This is a genomic window from Rhizobium sp. PEPV16 (assembly GCF_008919455.1).
Lineage (GTDB): Bacteria > Pseudomonadota > Alphaproteobacteria > Rhizobiales > Rhizobiaceae > Rhizobium > Rhizobium leguminosarum_Q.
Window position 1 is genome coordinate 82,716 of the sequence record NZ_VSZV01000355.1, and the last position, 14,317, is coordinate 97,032.

General features: G+C 61.1%; 17 protein-coding genes. 3 read left to right on the plus strand and 14 right to left on the minus strand.

All coding sequences use genetic code 11. The annotated features are described in order from the left end of the window. Positions 1-48: 48 nt before the first annotated feature. From FY112_RS34010 to FY112_RS34045, 8 genes are all read right to left on the minus strand, one after another. Entirely contained in the window at positions 49-330 is a 282-nt protein-coding gene (locus tag FY112_RS34010; protein WP_003549529.1) for a DUF2160 domain-containing protein, read from the minus strand. Positions 331-343: 13 nt separating this feature from the next. Then, positions 344-1,165 (minus strand): carbohydrate ABC transporter permease, encoded by an 822-nt coding sequence (locus FY112_RS34015; RefSeq protein ID WP_017957584.1) that lies wholly within the window; start codon positions 1,163-1,165, stop codon positions 344-346. A 13-nt stretch (positions 1,166-1,178) separates the two neighbouring features. After that, on the minus strand, positions 1,179-2,042 hold the full coding sequence (locus FY112_RS34020) for a sugar ABC transporter permease (RefSeq protein WP_017957585.1): 864 nt from the start codon (positions 2,040-2,042) through the stop codon (positions 1,179-1,181). A gap of 3 nt (positions 2,043-2,045) precedes the next feature. Continuing rightward, entirely contained in the window at positions 2,046-3,116 is a 1,071-nt protein-coding gene (locus FY112_RS34025) for an ABC transporter ATP-binding protein (RefSeq protein WP_017957586.1), read from the minus strand. Between the two features lie 9 nt (positions 3,117-3,125). After that, positions 3,126-4,202, minus strand: a complete 1,077-nt coding sequence (locus tag FY112_RS34030) for an ABC transporter ATP-binding protein (RefSeq protein WP_017957587.1) — start codon at positions 4,200-4,202, stop codon at positions 3,126-3,128. Positions 4,203-4,243: 41 nt separating this feature from the next. Continuing rightward, entirely contained in the window at positions 4,244-5,755 is a 1,512-nt protein-coding gene (gene glpD / locus FY112_RS34035; RefSeq protein WP_026158338.1) for a glycerol-3-phosphate dehydrogenase, read from the minus strand. Positions 5,756-5,876: 121 nt separating this feature from the next. After that, the gene (locus FY112_RS34040; RefSeq protein ID WP_017957589.1) at positions 5,877-6,650 is read right to left on the minus strand and encodes a DeoR/GlpR family DNA-binding transcription regulator; all 774 of its coding nucleotides are present in this window, start codon (positions 6,648-6,650) and stop codon (positions 5,877-5,879) included. 97 nt (positions 6,651-6,747) lie between these two features. Beyond that, a complete protein-coding gene (locus FY112_RS34045; protein ID WP_131629871.1) occupies positions 6,748-7,665 on the minus strand; it encodes a DMT family transporter in 918 nt (305 codons plus the stop codon). 72 nt (positions 7,666-7,737) lie between these two features. Between FY112_RS34045 and FY112_RS34050 the strand changes: the two genes are divergently transcribed. Then, positions 7,738-8,667 (plus strand): LysR family transcriptional regulator, encoded by a 930-nt coding sequence (locus FY112_RS34050; protein WP_130785568.1) that lies wholly within the window; start codon positions 7,738-7,740, stop codon positions 8,665-8,667. Between the two features lie 32 nt (positions 8,668-8,699). On the opposite strand, the gene FY112_RS34055 is transcribed toward FY112_RS34050, so the two are convergent. Further along, complete coding sequence (locus FY112_RS34055; protein WP_131709885.1) at positions 8,700-9,191, minus strand: GNAT family N-acetyltransferase; 492 nt, start codon at positions 9,189-9,191, stop codon at positions 8,700-8,702. A gap of 77 nt (positions 9,192-9,268) precedes the next feature. Further along, a complete protein-coding gene (locus FY112_RS34060) occupies positions 9,269-9,790 on the minus strand; it encodes a DUF992 domain-containing protein (RefSeq protein ID WP_017957594.1) in 522 nt (173 codons plus the stop codon). 591 nt (positions 9,791-10,381) lie between these two features. On the opposite strand from FY112_RS34060, the gene FY112_RS34065 reads away from it, so the two are divergent. Both FY112_RS34065 and FY112_RS34070 read left to right on the plus strand, forming a co-directional pair. Then, the gene (locus tag FY112_RS34065) at positions 10,382-10,630 is read left to right on the plus strand and encodes a membrane protein (protein ID WP_017957595.1); all 249 of its coding nucleotides are present in this window, start codon (positions 10,382-10,384) and stop codon (positions 10,628-10,630) included. Between the two features lie 20 nt (positions 10,631-10,650). Then, a complete protein-coding gene (locus tag FY112_RS34070) occupies positions 10,651-11,010 on the plus strand; it encodes an EF-hand domain-containing protein (RefSeq protein WP_131621566.1) in 360 nt (119 codons plus the stop codon). An 82-nt stretch (positions 11,011-11,092) separates the two neighbouring features. Here FY112_RS34070 and FY112_RS34075 read toward each other — a convergent pair whose 3' ends face one another. The 4 genes from FY112_RS34075 to FY112_RS34090 form a co-directional block, all read right to left on the minus strand. Then, on the minus strand, positions 11,093-11,257 hold the full coding sequence (locus FY112_RS34075; RefSeq protein WP_003549551.1) for a DUF1328 domain-containing protein: 165 nt from the start codon (positions 11,255-11,257) through the stop codon (positions 11,093-11,095). A gap of 99 nt (positions 11,258-11,356) precedes the next feature. Next, positions 11,357-11,947, minus strand: a complete 591-nt coding sequence (locus tag FY112_RS34080) for a hypothetical protein (protein ID WP_131643567.1) — start codon at positions 11,945-11,947, stop codon at positions 11,357-11,359. A gap of 104 nt (positions 11,948-12,051) precedes the next feature. Further along, entirely contained in the window at positions 12,052-12,438 is a 387-nt protein-coding gene (locus tag FY112_RS34085; RefSeq protein ID WP_017957598.1) for a VOC family protein, read from the minus strand. Positions 12,439-12,544: 106 nt separating this feature from the next. Continuing rightward, positions 12,545-14,167: an ABC-F family ATP-binding cassette domain-containing protein gene (locus FY112_RS34090; RefSeq protein ID WP_017957599.1), complete on the minus strand. Its 1,623-nt coding sequence runs from the start codon at positions 14,165-14,167 to the stop codon at positions 12,545-12,547. Positions 14,168-14,317 lie beyond the last annotated feature (150 nt).

Below are 14,317 nucleotides of genomic sequence, written 5' to 3' on the forward strand. Positions count from 1 at the left end.
CACGTCTCAGGCGGCCAGTATCCCCGGCCATCTGTCTTCTCCTTGCCTTCACACGTAGCGGAAGACGCCGATGGCGTAGACCACGGAGATGGCAAGAGCCCACCACAGGTTGGGCCCACCGAGCCCAAGCCATGCAAGATGAATGAAAGCGCTGCCCAGCAGCGAAATGAAGAGCCGGTCGCCGCGCGTCGTCTCGAAACGCAGCACGCCCGTGCGCGGCGAGCCGCCCGGCGAAAAATATTCCCAGACACTCATGGCGATCAGAAGCGCCAGGATCGTCAGGAAGAACAGCGTTGTCGGCAGCGTCCAGGCCATCCAGGAAAAATTCATGACCGTCTCCTCCTCAAACGCGCCCGAGCGCGAAGCCCTTGGCGATGTAGTTGCGGACGAAATAGATGACGAGTGCGCCCGGAATGATGGTGAGCACGCCGGCAGCCGCCAGCACGCCCCAGTCCATGCCCGAGGCGGACACCGTTCGCGTCATGATCGCCGAGATCGGCTTTGCCGCCGTCGTCGTCAGCGTGCGGGCAAGCAGCAGCTCGACCCACGAAAACATGAAGCAGAAGAAGCCCGCGACACCGACGCCACTGGCGATCAGCGGAATGAAGATCTTGATGAAGAAACGCGGGAAGGAATAACCGTCGATATAGGCGGTCTCGTCGATCTCCTTCGGCACACCGGACATGAAACCTTCGAGGATCCAGACGGCGAGCGGCACGTTGAACAGGCAATGGGCGAGCGCCACGGCAATGTGGGTGTCGATCAGGCCGAAGGCCGAATAGAGCTGGAAGAACGGCAGCGCGAAGACCGCCGGCGGCGCCATGCGGTTGGTCAGCAGCCAGAAGAACAGGTGTTTGTCGCCGAGGAAGCGGTAGCGCGAGAAGGCATAGGCTGCCGGCAGCGCCGCCGCGACCGAGATCACCGTGTTCATCACCACATAGATGATCGAGTTGATATAGCCGTTATACCAGGACGGGTCGGTAAAGATGACTGTGTAGTTACGCAGCGTCGGGTTCGTCGGCCAGAGCGAGAAGGCGCCGGTGATTTCGGAATTCTCCTTGAAGCTCATATTGACGAGCCAGTAGATCGGCAGGATCAGGAAGATGATATAGATCGTCGGAACGAGCCAGGAGAGGCTGCCTGCAGGTTTGTATTTGTTGCTCATATCTCGCCCTCCCTTAGCTCGCGTCGCTGCTGGTCATCACGGTGTAGAACACCCATGAGAGCAGCAGGATGATGAGGAAGTAGATGATCGACATTGCCGCCGCCGGACCAAGATCGAATTGGCCGACGGCCGTCTTCACGAGGTCGATGGACAGGAAGGTCGTCGAGTTGCCAGGCCCGCCGCCGGTGACCACGAACGGTTCAGTATAGATCATGAAACTGTCCATGAAGCGCAGGAGCACGGCAATCAGCAGTACCCGCTTCATCTTCGGCAGCTGGATGTAGCGGAAGACGGACCAGCGCGAGGCGCCGTCGATCTTGGCGGCCTGGTAATAGGCGTCCGGGATCGACACCAAGCCCGCATAGCAAAGCAGCACGACGAGGCTTGTCCAGTGCCAGACATCCATGACGATAACCGTCACCCAGGCATCGATGGGATCGCGGACATAATTATAGTCGAGGCCGATGGCTTCGAGCGTGTGGCCGAGCAAGCCGATATCGACGCGTCCGAAGACCTGCCAGATGGTGCCGACGACGTTCCACGGAATGAGCAGCGGCAGCGCCATCAACACCAGGCAGACGGGAACGCCCGGTCCTGATTTCGGCATATTGAGCGCGATGAAGATGCCAAGCGGAATCTCCAGCGCCAGGATGATGAAGGAGAAAAGCAGATTTCGCTGGAGCGATTCCCAGAAGCGGTCGGAATGCAGGGTCTGGACGAACCAGTCGGTACCGGCCCAGAAGAACTCGTTATTGCCGAACGTATCCTGCACTGAATAATTGACGACGGTCATCAGCGGGATGACGGCCGAAAACGCCACGAGCAGCAGCACCGGCAGGACCAGAAACCAGGCTTTGTTATTCCACGTCTTCTGCATGGCTCAGGCCTCCCTGCCGACACGCCAACTGTCGGCGTAGATGCTGATGGCGGACGGATCGAAGGTGACGCGGGCGTCCGCGGGAATGTCGGCGTCTTCAGTCACGACGATGGCGATCGGTTGGCCGGCAAAGCGGGCGCGCACGATCTTCTGCCGGCCGATATCCTCGACCTTGCTGATCGTGACCTGCATGCCCTCCCGTCCGAGGCGAATGAATTCGGGACGGATTCCGAGTTCGGTTTTGGCCGTGCCTGACGTCTTCGGCGCGTAATCGAGCGTCAGTGTCTCGTCTCCGACCTTGACCGCGCTGCCCTCGATCCTGGCCGGCATGAAATTCATGCCCGGCGAACCGATGAAATAGCCGACGAAGGTATGGCTCGGCCGCTCGAAGAGCTCGGCCGGCGTGCCGATCTGGACGATCTGGCCGTCATACATGACGACGACCTTCTCGGCGAAGGTCAGCGCCTCGGTCTGGTCGTGGGTGACATAGACCATGGTGAAGCCGAACTGCTTGTGCAGCCGCTTCAGCTGCGAGCGCAGCACCCATTTCATATGCGGATCGATGACGGTCAGCGGCTCGTCGAACAGGATGGCGTTGACGTCGTTGCGCACCAGTCCGCGGCCGAGCGAGATCTTCTGCTTCTGATCGGCGGTCAGGCCCTGCGCCTTGCGCCTGGCCCAACCGGCGAGATCGATCATCTCGAGGATATCGCGGACGCGCCGGTCGACATCCGCCTCGGCCACACCGCGGTTGCGCAGGGGAAAGGCGAGATTGTCGTAAACGGTCATCGTGTCGTAGATGACGGGGAACTGGAAAACCTGGGCGATGTTGCGGCTCTGCGTCGAAAGGTTCGTGACATCGTTGCCGTCGAACAGGATGCGGCCGTGCGAGGGCTGAAGCAGGCCGGAGATGATGTTGAGCAGCGTGGTCTTGCCGCAGCCGGAAGGGCCGAGCAGCGCATAGGCGCCACCATCGTTCCATTCGTGGTCGACTTCCTTCAGGGAATAATCCTTGTCGGACTTCGGATTTGCGCCGTAGGCGTGGCGGATATGGTCGAGCGTGATGCGTGCCATTGTGCTCTCCTATACCTTTCCGGCCGCGGCGATGGCGCGGCCGTCGCTGCCGAAGGCCATCAGGTGGCGGGTGTCGAGAAAGGCCTCAACCTCCATGTCGGGATCGATGTCGTGAATGCCATGCGCCAGCATCACCCAGCGCACACCATCATATTCCAGGTGAACGAAGCTCTCCGAGCCGGTGATTTCGGAAACCAGTGTGCGCGCCGGCAGGCGGGCCGCGTCGCCGGTCTGCGGCGCAAGGCCGAGATGATGCGGGTGAAAGGCGATGGTGACGGGACCATCCGGCACGATGGCCAGATGCGAGGGAACCGAGATCGTCACCCCGCTCGGGCGCATGAAGATATTGCCGGATTTCGTGACGTCGAGGGCGTTCAGCGGTGGATCGGCGAAAATGCCGGCGGTGGCGAGATCGACGGGTCGGCGATAGACCTCGATCGTCGGCCCGAACTGGGTCACCCGGCCCTGGTTCAGCGTTGCCGTGTTGCCGCCAAGCAGCAGTGCCTCGGAAGGCTCGGTGGTGGCATAGACGAAGATCGCGCCGGATTGGGCAAAGATCTTCGGTAGTTCCTCGCGCAGTTCCTCACGCAGCTTGTAATCGAGATTGGCGAGCGGCTCGTCCATCAGCACGAGGCTGGCATTCTTGACGAGCGCGCGCGCAAGCGCCGTGCGCTGTTGCTGGCCGCCGGACAGATTGAGCGGGGTGCGGTCGAGATAAGGCGTGAGCTTCAACAGCTCGGCAGCCTTGCGCACCTCACTGTCGATCGTCGCAGCATCCTTGCCCGATATGCGCATTGGCGAGGCAATGTTGTCGTAGACCGTCAGCGCCGGATAGTTGATGAACTGCTGGTAGACCATGGCGACGTTGCGCTTCTGCACCGGCATGCCGGTGACGTCGGCGCCGTCGAAATGGATGGAGCCGCCGGTCGGCCGGTCGAGCCCCGCCATCAACCGCATCAGAGAGGTCTTACCCGCGAGCGTCGGCCCGAGCAGGACGTTCAGCGTGCCCCGCTCGAGAACCAGATCGGTCGGATAGATATGATAGTCCGCGCCCACCATCTTGGCGGCGTTTCGCAGTTCAAGCATTCCGATTCCCGTGCCTCCACGCATCGGGGACCACATGGCTCCTACCCGGCCATCGCCGGCATGGCAGCCATGTACTCCTCCAGTGACTGGGCCTGCTCCTTCGAAAGGCGCAGACCATCCTTTGTTCTCCTCCACAGCACGTCTTCGGCGTGCCGGGCCCATTCATGTTCGACGAGATAGGTGACCTCTGCCTCGTAGAGATCGCCGCCGAAAAGCCGTCCGAGATCGTCGATGCCGCGGGCATTGCCAAGCAACAGCTCTGCCCTGGTGCCGTAGCGGCGCACCAGGCGGCGGGCAAGCGGATCGGCGAGGAACGAATAACGCCGCCTCAGCTTGTCAACCTGTGCCTCGTAACCGCGGACCGGGAAGTCGCCGCCCGGCAGATGGCTTTTGGCCGTCCACGGGGCGCCCTTGGCGCCGATTGCAGCACCGATCTTCTCCAGCGCATGTTCGGAAAGCCGGCGATAGGTGGTGAGCTTGCCGCCGAAGATGTTGAGCAGCGGCGCGGCACCTTCGCCTTCCAGCTCCAGCACATAGTCGCGCGTCGCCTCCTGCGCCTTTGAGGCGCCATCATCATAAAGTGGCCTGACCGCAGAATAGGTCCAGACGATATCCTCCGGCCTGACCGGCTCCTTGAAATATTCCGACGCCGCATTGCAGAGGTAGACGGTCTCCTCCTCGGAGATCCGGACATCCCGGGGATCGGCGGTATAGTCGCGATCCGTGGTGCCGATCAGGGTGAAATCGCCTTCATAGGGAATGGCGAAGATGATGCGGTTGTCGGGATTCTGGAAGAAATAGGCTCTCGCATCGTCGAACTTCTTCTTCACGACGATATGGCTGCCCTGGACAAGGCGGACATGGTGGGCTTCGTTCTGGCCGAAGGCGGAACGAATGACATGGTCGACCCAGGGACCGGCGGCATTGACCAGCATGCGGGCCTGATGGCTGTCATTGCGACCGGTGAGGGTATCGGTGGTCTCGATCTGCCACAGGCCATTCTCGCGCCTTGCCGACACCACCTTGGTGCGCGGCATGATCAGCGCGCCCTTGTCGGCGGCATCGCGAGCGTTCAGCACCACCATGCGGGCATCGTCGACCCAGCCGTCGGAATATTCGAAGGCCTTGGAAAACAGCGCCTTCAGCGGCTTGCCGGCCGGATCGCTGCGCATGTCGAGCACCGATGTCGGCGGCAACAGCTTGCGGCCGCCAAGATGGTCGTAGAGGAAGAGGCCGAGCCGGATCAGCCAGGCCGGGCGGATGCCGCCCTTGTGGTAGGGCAGCACGAAGCGCAGCGGCCAGATAATGTGCGGCGCCATCGCCCAGAGGATCTCGCGCTCCATCAGCGATTCGCGCACCAGGCGGAACTCGTAATGCTCGAGGTAACGCAGGCCGCCATGGATCAGCTTGGTGGCGCCCGACGAGGTACCCGAGGCGAAATCGTTCATCTCCGCCAGCGCCACCGTATAGCCGCGCCCGACGGCATCGCGTGCAATGCCGCAACCGTTGATGCCGCCACCGATGACGAATATGTCGTGAATATTTCGGCCCAATTCCCCCTCCGAGCCCGCCGTCGATTTCGCATCGCACAAAACTTGCGCAATTGCGAAAGTAACATCAGTTAAAACGAAAGGAATACGAATGTCAAACGAATGTTTGTGAGGGGTCCGTTGTCTAGCGAGATCTGCCGTTCGTTTCGATCAGTTTCACATTGTTTTCGAGGCAGAGATTGCGGATCGACGGCACAGGACAGCGATCGGTGATGAAGGTATGAACCTGGGAAAGCTGACCGATCCTGACCGGTGCGGTACGTTCGAACTTCGTCGAATCGGCAACGAGAATGACATGCCGGGCATTGGCGATGATGGCCTGGGCGACCTTCACTTCGCGAAAATCATAGTCAAGAAGCGCGCCATCGATATCGATCGCCGACGCGCCGATCACGGCGTAATCGACCTTGAACTGGCGGATGAAATCGACGGCTGCCTCGCCGACGATCCCGCCGTCCGAACCGCGCACGACCCCGCCGGCAATGACGACCTCGATTGCCGGAAAAAGGCGTAACCTATTGGCAACGTTGATATTATTGGTGATCACCATCAGCTCGTGATGGTTGGCGAGCGCCTCGCCCACCGCCTCTGTCGTCGTTCCGATATTGATGAAGAGCGAGGCCCCGCTCGGAATCAGCTCGACCGTGGCAATGCCGATCGCCTGTTTCTCGGAAGCGGCGATCTGACGGCGCGCTTCGTATTTGACATTCTCCGTCCCACTCGGGAATGTGGCGCCGCCATGGATGCGCGTCAGCACCTGCGCATCGCAGAGATCGTTCAGGTCCTTGCGGATCGTCTGGGGCGTCACCGAAAAGCGGGAGGCGAGCTCCTCGACCAGCACCCTGCCGCTCGATTTCGCAATCGCCACGATTTCAATTTGCCGGTCGGTCAAGAACATGAGCGCGCGCCTTTCGATCTGCTTTCGTTTTAAAGAAAGCGAACCGCAGCGCAATGCCTATCTGTTACCGGGCCGCCTTCACGGCCCGAATTCGACGCTACCGCTTCCGCATCACGTTGACGACGAGCACACCGAGGATTGCCATGACGCCACCGACCGCGCCGAGCGCTGTCGGCGTTTCGCCCAGCCAGACGAACCCGATCAGCGTGGCGACCGGGGGAACACCATAGAGGAAATTCGAGGCGCGGGCGGCCGTCAGCCGCTTCAGGGCGATTGCCCAGGTGAGATAGCCGATCGCGGTCGGGAAGATAACGAGATAGGCAACGCCCCAGTTCACCTCCGCCGGTGCAGCGGCCAGCGCCTGAATCGTCGCCGGGACGGCCGGAAACAGTGGCACGGAACCGATGAGCAGGATCCAGGCAGTGACTGCAAGCGCCGGCAACCGCCCGAGCAGCGGCTTCTGCAGCACGCTGGCGATCGCCGAGCAGAGCGCTGCCCCGAGGATGAGGACGGCATTCGGATCGAGCTTGAAACCGTCGTCGGAGGCGACCGCAATCAGCGCCACGCCGCCGAAGGAAACCGCGGTGCCCGCCCAGCCCCAGCGGCCGAAGCGCTCGCCGAGCGCGAATGTGGCGATGAGGGCGGTGAAGACGGGCATGGTGTTGATGATGAAGCTTGCCGGTCCCGCCGCAACGGTCTGCTCGCCGGTGTTCAGCAGAACCGCATAGGCGGCGATGAAAAGCACGGCGGCAACGGAGAGACGAACGAAATCGCGTTTTTCCGGCATCGGCCGATAGATGACGAGATAGACGAGGGCGATGACGCCGGCTGCCACATAACGCGCCGTCGCCAGTTCGATCGGCGTCAGCGGTCCGAGACAGATGCGGATCACCACGAAGGAGGAAGCCCAGAAGAGGATGGTGACGACGATCGCCGCAAAGGCGACCAGATCGAACCCGCCTTGCTGTTTCGTCGAAACCGGTACGCTTGCCACCATGCTCATTTTCGCCTCCATGTGTTGCTGCGACAGTGATTAGGCCTTCGATCCGTGCTTGAAAAGCATCGCAATCGATGATCAAATGTGCGTATGGTTCACAGCTCGCCAGTTCTTCCGCCGCTCGATACGCTCGAGACCTTTGCCCGCGCCGCCCGGCTGGGATCGTTTTCAGCTGCGGCCGAGGAAAGCGGCATCACGCACGGCGCGGTGTCGCGCCAGGTCTCGCGCCTGGAGCGCTGGATGGGCGTTCGCCTGTTTGCGCGCGAAGCCCGAGGCGTGCGTCTGACGCCGGAAGGCATGCGGTTTTTCGCGCGGGCGGAAGAAGCACTTACGCTGCTCGGCAATAGCGGCGAACGCTGGCTGCCTCGCCGCAACAAGGCGGTGGTACGCCTTTCGGTGACGCCCTCTGTCGCCTCTCTATGGCTGTTTCAACGCCTGCCGAAGCTCGAAGGAAACGAGCTGCATGTCGAGCTGACGCTCGAACACCGGCTGGCGGATTTCGGCGAAGGCACGGATCTTGCCATTCGCTGCGGCAAAGGACCATGGGCTGGCGTGCGCGCCCTGCCGCTCTGGCAGGAGAAATCGTTTCCGATCGCCGCCCCGGCGCTGGCGGAGCGGCTCGGGCAGCGCTCCGATGCCTTGGCGCTGCTCGATCTGCCGATCCTTCACGATTCGAATATTGAAGGCTGGCGGCGCTGGCTCTCTCGTGAGGGCGTCGACTATATACCGCGCGGCCATGATCGGCGCTTCGAGGACTACAATCTGGTGATCGATGCCTGTGCGCAAGGGCTCGGCATCGCGCTCGCGCGGCCGCCGCTGTCGGATGCCGCGCTGGCCACCGGGCGCGTCGTCGCGGTGTCGGAGCGGACGCTCGATTACCATGTGGCCTTTCACCTGATTAGACCGGACGAGGCCCTGAGAAGCCCTGCCATCGAATTCGCCAGCCGCTTCCTGCGCGAGGCCGGCCATGACGAGGCGACGATCGCTACTTTTATCGCACCCGGCCGAGCGAAAGCGTAGGCTGAAGGCTGGGCTCCGGCGATCGCCGGTCGCTACTCCGCCGAAAACTTCAGGCGCATTTCCTTCGCCAGTTCGAAACCAGCGGCGCGATAGACGGGTTCGCCGGCATCGGAGGCATGAATAACAGCAGTCGTGCAGCCGATCGACTTCAGATAGTCGACAGCCTTGTTGGTCAACGCCAGTACGATGCCGCGCCGGCGGAAGGCGTCGGCAACATAGACGGACCAGATGTAACCGTGCAGCCGCTGTTCCGGCTGGATGACCTCCGGAAACGGCGATTGGTGCAGCTGGCAGGATGCGGAACCGGCGATGTCCCCGTCGATGATGGCAAGGAACGAGGTCAGGCGACGCTCTTCGCGACCGCTTCTGATGAACGACAAGATCCGCGCCGCCGCATCAGGCCTGTAGTGTTCCGGTGGTGTGCCGTAGCTGTCCCAGATCTTCAGATAGTGCCCAACCAGGATCTCGTCCTCGTCGGGCGTTGCCATTCGAATATCCATCATGTCGTGATCCGGCTTGGGCATGCGAGGGTGCGAAATCGCGCCGCAGACGAGATGACGTCCCCTGCCGCGACGCGGCAGGGGATGTCAAAAAGACCATATCAATTCGCTGGTGTGAGCGTCATCGAGGCGCTACCGGCCGCAACGTTGAGGCCGAGCTGACCGGTCAGGCTGACCGTCTGCAGATGGATCGAACCGGAGGTGCCACCAACCAGGAGATTGGCGCCGACACCGGCGCCGAGCGTGGCTTCGGCGGTGGCGCCGACATAGAGGCCGGCGAGCGATCCGCGGTGATAGCCGGCCGTCGGCGCGAACACGGCCCAGATCAGGCGGCTTCGCGTGGTGAAGCCAAGGTCGATGCCGAGCTTTCTCATTTCACCCGTATAACGATCCGAAAGTTCGTTGCCGACGGTCGACTGGAAGATGCAGTCGGCCTCTTTGGAGGAACCGAGCACGTAACCCGTGCCGCCGCCGATATCGCAGGTGAGGTAACCGATCTTCACGCCATTGCGCAGGTCCGGCTCTTCATATGTCCTGGTGCCGAGATCGGCGGCATTGACCGCCCCAGCGCCGACAAACGTCAACGATACCGCGGCAAACGCCGTCGCAAGAATTTTGTTCATAAGTCTCTCCTTCTCAAATCGTGACGGGAGCATACCCGGCTACTCGCCACCAGATTCGGCAACAGATAACGGACGGAACCGCAAAACGATCCCGAACCGGCATCATTTACGCATCGCATGTCAAAGCGCCTGGGAGGGCGCAAGCGACAAACTCGCTTACGGTTCAGCTCCCATTGGGACATTTCGAAGGCACCTTTTCGCGTCATCCGTTTATTTCACGATCTTGTCAGGGATGGTTGCCGGAAAGGCACGATCCTGATCGCCGTCAACTCTCGACGAGCGGTATCATGCACATCGCAGGCGCCCCTATTTGGATAGGCGATCGATGATCGCGCAGGTTGCCATGCGGTATAGATAGCTGTACTATTTGAAAATACTCTCCATGCAGTACTGCAACTGGAGAGGAAACGGCATGATTGCTTTGGCATTGCCGCAGAATTTCCGCTTGTTTTCCGGAATTCTGCTTCTGTTCGAACAGAAACTAAGTCTGAATTTGAGAAATATAATCAGGCGATATTTTCGCGGGGGCCGGACAATCGTACGCCCGCCGATCTCTATTGGAGATAACGGGTAATTTATCGGGAGGGAAAGATGCGCATACGCAGGACAAACATCATACTGGCGGGATGCCTTGCCATCTCCGCCTGCCAGTCCGGCCCGACGTCGCAGGCCGTCTCGGATCGTAATTCCGAATTCGGCTGCATCGCGGGAACCGTCGGCGGCGCGATTGTCGGTGGCTTGATCGGCAGCACGATCGGCGCCGGAACCGGGCAGGTGCTTGCTGTCGGCGCCGGCATCGGCGGCGGTGGTTACGTCGGCAACCGTCTGGCTTGCCGCTAATTGGGGAGGGATATCAAGCGATGAAGACCTTGGCTTTGGTGACCACATTCGTACTGTGCCAATGCGTTGGGGCAGTGGCGCAGCAACAGCAACAGCCCGGATCGATGTATCAGGGCCAGATGGATGGGCTTGACACAAATACCAGCAAGACCGTCGACCGATCGGAATACGAGACCTTCATGGGCACGGCTTTCGGAAGTCTCGACAAGAACAAGGACGGCAGCCTGCAGTCCGACGAGACGGTGCAGATCCTGACGGTCGAGCAATTCACTTTGACCGACGCGAACCACAACGGCCGCATCAGCCGAAGCGAATTCATGCAGCGGGTGATGGCGGATTTCGCGACAGCCGACCACGATCGGGACGGAAGCCTTCATTGACGGAGACATGAAACCGAATGTGGCAATAAAGAAAAACCCGGCGATGTGCTTCGCCGGGTCTTTATACTTTAATCTGTCCGCGTTATACTTTTCGCATCAGTCGCATGACGAGCGATACGACGAACAGCACCAGGAAAATGAAGAACAGAACCTGGGCAATGGAAGCTGACGCCCCTGCGATGCCGCCAAATCCGAGGACGCCGGCAATCAAGGCCACGACGAGAAATACCAGAGCGTAGTAAAGCATCGCAATCTCCTTGTACGTTGCTGCGGAGATAACGGAGGCCGCCCCATTTGGTTCCCGTCCGTCTGATGGCCGGGACATGCAACGTCGCATCAGCTCCATTCAGCCGACGTGAAAGACGCCGCTGTACATCCGGTCGCCTTCATTCGGCTCGGGAGGTTCGGCTGCGTCGAGATAGGCCTTAAGCGGCCCGGTCAGGACGAACCAGATGCTGGCCCCCAGCATGAAACAGGCTCCCACCGGATCGTCGATGCGGGCGATGAACGGAAGGCAGGCCGATGCGAAGAGGACAATGATCCGCACCGACCACTCCGCCTCACGTTTGGCGATGGCGCGCGCTCTCAGCGACTTGTATTCCCGGGCGCCGTAACCGCCTTGCCCTGCCTTCACAGCCGAAAGCAGCTTTCGAGCGGACGGCAGCGCCAGCATCACCAGCGCGGCAACACTGAGCGTGAAAGTCTCGCCGGCCATGACCTGCCCGCTCGCGATCAGGAGAAAGGAGAGCACAACGAGGTTCCATGTCGGCTCCAGCAACTCCGGCGGTTGCCGCGTGCGGAGATGCCAACTCCGCAGCAAACCCGCCGCGCCGTGCAGTAGCGGCTGATCGATATAACGATTGATCCAGTCCATGCCGATGCGCCCGTCCCCGATTGCATGAAGAGGCCTCCGAACACCACGGAATTTGGTCATCATCGTGGCAATAACCGCCGAATTCGCTCTTCGCTCGGAAGAAGCGGCCCGTCCGTGAGGCCGATGACGGCAAGATTTAAACGCAGCTCCAGAGCGCGCGCGACGGGTTAGCGCAATTCCTGCGCGACCTCCCAGACATGGCCCGACGGATCCGCAAAGGCTGCGGTGCGGCGGCCCCATGGACGATCGATCGGACCGTTGAGCAGCGTGACCCCGAGTTTGCGCAGTTCTGCACAAACCGCATCGACGTCGTCGACCTTGATCGTCAGCAGCACGCGTGCGCCCGAACCGGGCGCTGACACTGCGACCGGCTTGACCAGTTGAGGCGCCTGCGCTGCATCGAGCAGGTTGATCATCGTTCCCGAGAATTTCAGGACCGCCGATACCGCGTCCTGATAGACGACCTCTGGCGCAAAGACATTTTGGTAGAACGCTTTGGCCGCCTCGATATCATCGACGAACAGAGTGACGACCTCGATTCGATCCAACAGCATGGTATTTTCTCCTCCGTTGCTTCGAGCGGCCAACCGATATCGCTGGCCGGCTCTCCACTGGTCGCTTCGACACTGACGGTTTCGACTTGCCCCGCAACGATAATCGTCAGCTTCTCAGGCCGGGCGCCTCCTGGCCGGTGCGCGCCACATATTCGGTATAGCCGCCGCCATATTGATGGATGCCGTCGGGCGTCAGCTCCAGCACCCGGTTGGACAGTGCGGCCAGGAAATGCCGGTCGTGCGAGACGAACAGCATCGTGCCCTCATATTGCGACAGCGCCTTGATGAGCATTTCCTTGGTGTCGAGGTCGAGATGGTTCGTCGGCTCGTCGAGCACGAGCAGGTTCGGCGGGTCGAAGAGCATCATTGCCATGACCAGCCGCGCCTTCTCACCGCCCGAGAGCACCCGGCACCGCTTCTCGATATCGTCGCCGGAAAAGCCGAAACATCCGGCCAGCGCACGCAAGGGCCCCTGCCCTGCCTGGGGAAACCGGTGCTCCAACGATTGAAAGACTGTGTGCTCGCCGTCGAGAATATCCATGGCGTGCTGGGCGAAATAGCCCATCTTGACGCTGGCGCCGAGAGCGACGCTGCCTTCGTCAGGCTCGGCGGTGCCGGTCACCAGTTTCAGCAGCGTCGATTTGCCGGCGCCGTTGATACCCATGATGCACCAGCGTTCCCGGCGCCGCACCATGAAATCGAGCCCTTCATAGATGCTTCGACTGCCGTATTTCTTGTGAACGTTCTTCAGGCTGACCACGTCTTCGCCGGAACGCGGCGCCGGCTGAAAGTCGAAGGAGACCGCCTGACGGCGCTTGGGCGGCTCCACCCGATCGATCTTCTCCAGCTTCTTGACGCGGCTCTGCACCTGCGAGGCATGTGAGGCGCGCGCCTTGAACCGCTCGATGAACTTGATTTCCTTGGCGAGCATCGCCTGCTGGCGCTCGAACTGGGCCTGTTGTTGCTTCTCGTTCTGCGCCCGCTGCTGCTCGTAGAATTCATAGTCGCCGGAATAGGTCGTCAAGGTGCCGCCGTCGATCTCGATGATCTTGGTGACGATGCGGTTCATGAACTCGCGGTCGTGCGAGGTCATCAGCAGCGCGCCCTCGTAACCTTTCAGGAATTCCTCCAGCCAGATCAGGCTTTCCAAATCCAGATGGTTGCTCGGCTCGTCGAGCAGCATGACATCCGGGCGCATGAGCAGGATGCGGGCAAGCGCCACGCGCATCTTCCAGCCGCCCGACAGCGCGCCGACATCGCCATCCATCATCTCCTGGCTGAAGCTCAGGCCCGCGAGCACTTCGCGGGCGCGCCCCTCGAGCGCGTAACCGTCCAGTTCCTCGTAGCGCGCCTGTACCTCGCCGTAGCGCTCGATGATCTCTTCCATGTTGTCGGCCTGTTCGGGATCGGCCATGGCGGCTTCGAGCTCGTGCAACTCCGCAGCAACGATGCTGACCGGCCCGGCGCCGTTCATCACCTCGGCGACGGCGCTGTGGCCGGCCATCTCGCCGACGTCCTGGTTGAAGTAGCCGATGGTGACGCCCTTCTCGCAGGAGACCTGGCCTTCATCGGGCTGCTCTTCGCCATTGATCATCCGGAAGATCGTCGTCTTACCGGCACCGTTCGGACCGACGAGACCGATCTTCTCACCTCTGTTGAGCGCTGCGGACGCCTCGATGAAGAGGATGCGGTGGCTGAGCTGCTTGCTGATATTTTCGATACGGATCATGGTTTGCGCGGCGCCTGGAGAAGGAGATTTTGGCGCGCTTATGCCATGCGGGGAAACCGCAGGATAGCCCTGTTCCCACCGTCTCGATCAAGAGTGTCATGCCGAAAGGCGTGAGCGGTTTTCGAACGACATCATGCTCACCTTCTTTAA

Excerpts from the sequence above, each read along its gene's own strand:
- FY112_RS34010 (WP_003549529.1), bottom strand. The coding sequence starts at position 330 with ATGAATTTTTCCTGGATGGCCTGGACGCTGCCGACAACGCTGTTCTTC.
- FY112_RS34015 (WP_017957584.1), bottom strand. The coding sequence starts at position 1,165 with ATGAGCAACAAATACAAACCTGCAGGCAGCCTCTCCTGGCTCGTTCCG.
- FY112_RS34020 (WP_017957585.1), bottom strand. The coding sequence starts at position 2,042 with ATGCAGAAGACGTGGAATAACAAAGCCTGGTTTCTGGTCCTGCCGGTG.
- FY112_RS34025 (WP_017957586.1), bottom strand. The coding sequence starts at position 3,116 with ATGGCACGCATCACGCTCGACCATATCCGCCACGCCTACGGCGCAAAT.
- FY112_RS34030 (WP_017957587.1), bottom strand. The coding sequence starts at position 4,202 with ATGCTTGAACTGCGAAACGCCGCCAAGATGGTGGGCGCGGACTATCAT.
- FY112_RS34040 (WP_017957589.1), bottom strand. The coding sequence starts at position 6,650 with ATGTTCTTGACCGACCGGCAAATTGAAATCGTGGCGATTGCGAAATCG.
- FY112_RS34045 (WP_131629871.1), bottom strand. The coding sequence starts at position 7,665 with ATGGAGGCGAAAATGAGCATGGTGGCAAGCGTACCGGTTTCGACGAAA.
- FY112_RS34050 (WP_130785568.1), top strand. The coding sequence starts at position 7,738 with ATGGTTCACAGCTCGCCAGTTCTTCCGCCGCTCGATACGCTCGAGACC.
- FY112_RS34055 (WP_131709885.1), bottom strand. The coding sequence starts at position 9,191 with ATGCCCAAGCCGGATCACGACATGATGGATATTCGAATGGCAACGCCC.
- FY112_RS34060 (WP_017957594.1), bottom strand. The coding sequence starts at position 9,790 with ATGAACAAAATTCTTGCGACGGCGTTTGCCGCGGTATCGTTGACGTTT.
- FY112_RS34065 (WP_017957595.1), top strand. The coding sequence starts at position 10,382 with ATGCGCATACGCAGGACAAACATCATACTGGCGGGATGCCTTGCCATC.
- FY112_RS34070 (WP_131621566.1), top strand. The coding sequence starts at position 10,651 with ATGAAGACCTTGGCTTTGGTGACCACATTCGTACTGTGCCAATGCGTT.
- FY112_RS34075 (WP_003549551.1), bottom strand. The coding sequence starts at position 11,257 with ATGCTTTACTACGCTCTGGTATTTCTCGTCGTGGCCTTGATTGCCGGC.
- FY112_RS34080 (WP_131643567.1), bottom strand. The coding sequence starts at position 11,947 with ATGATGACCAAATTCCGTGGTGTTCGGAGGCCTCTTCATGCAATCGGG.
- FY112_RS34085 (WP_017957598.1), bottom strand. The coding sequence starts at position 12,438 with ATGCTGTTGGATCGAATCGAGGTCGTCACTCTGTTCGTCGATGATATC.
- FY112_RS34090 (WP_017957599.1), bottom strand. The coding sequence starts at position 14,167 with ATGATCCGTATCGAAAATATCAGCAAGCAGCTCAGCCACCGCATCCTC.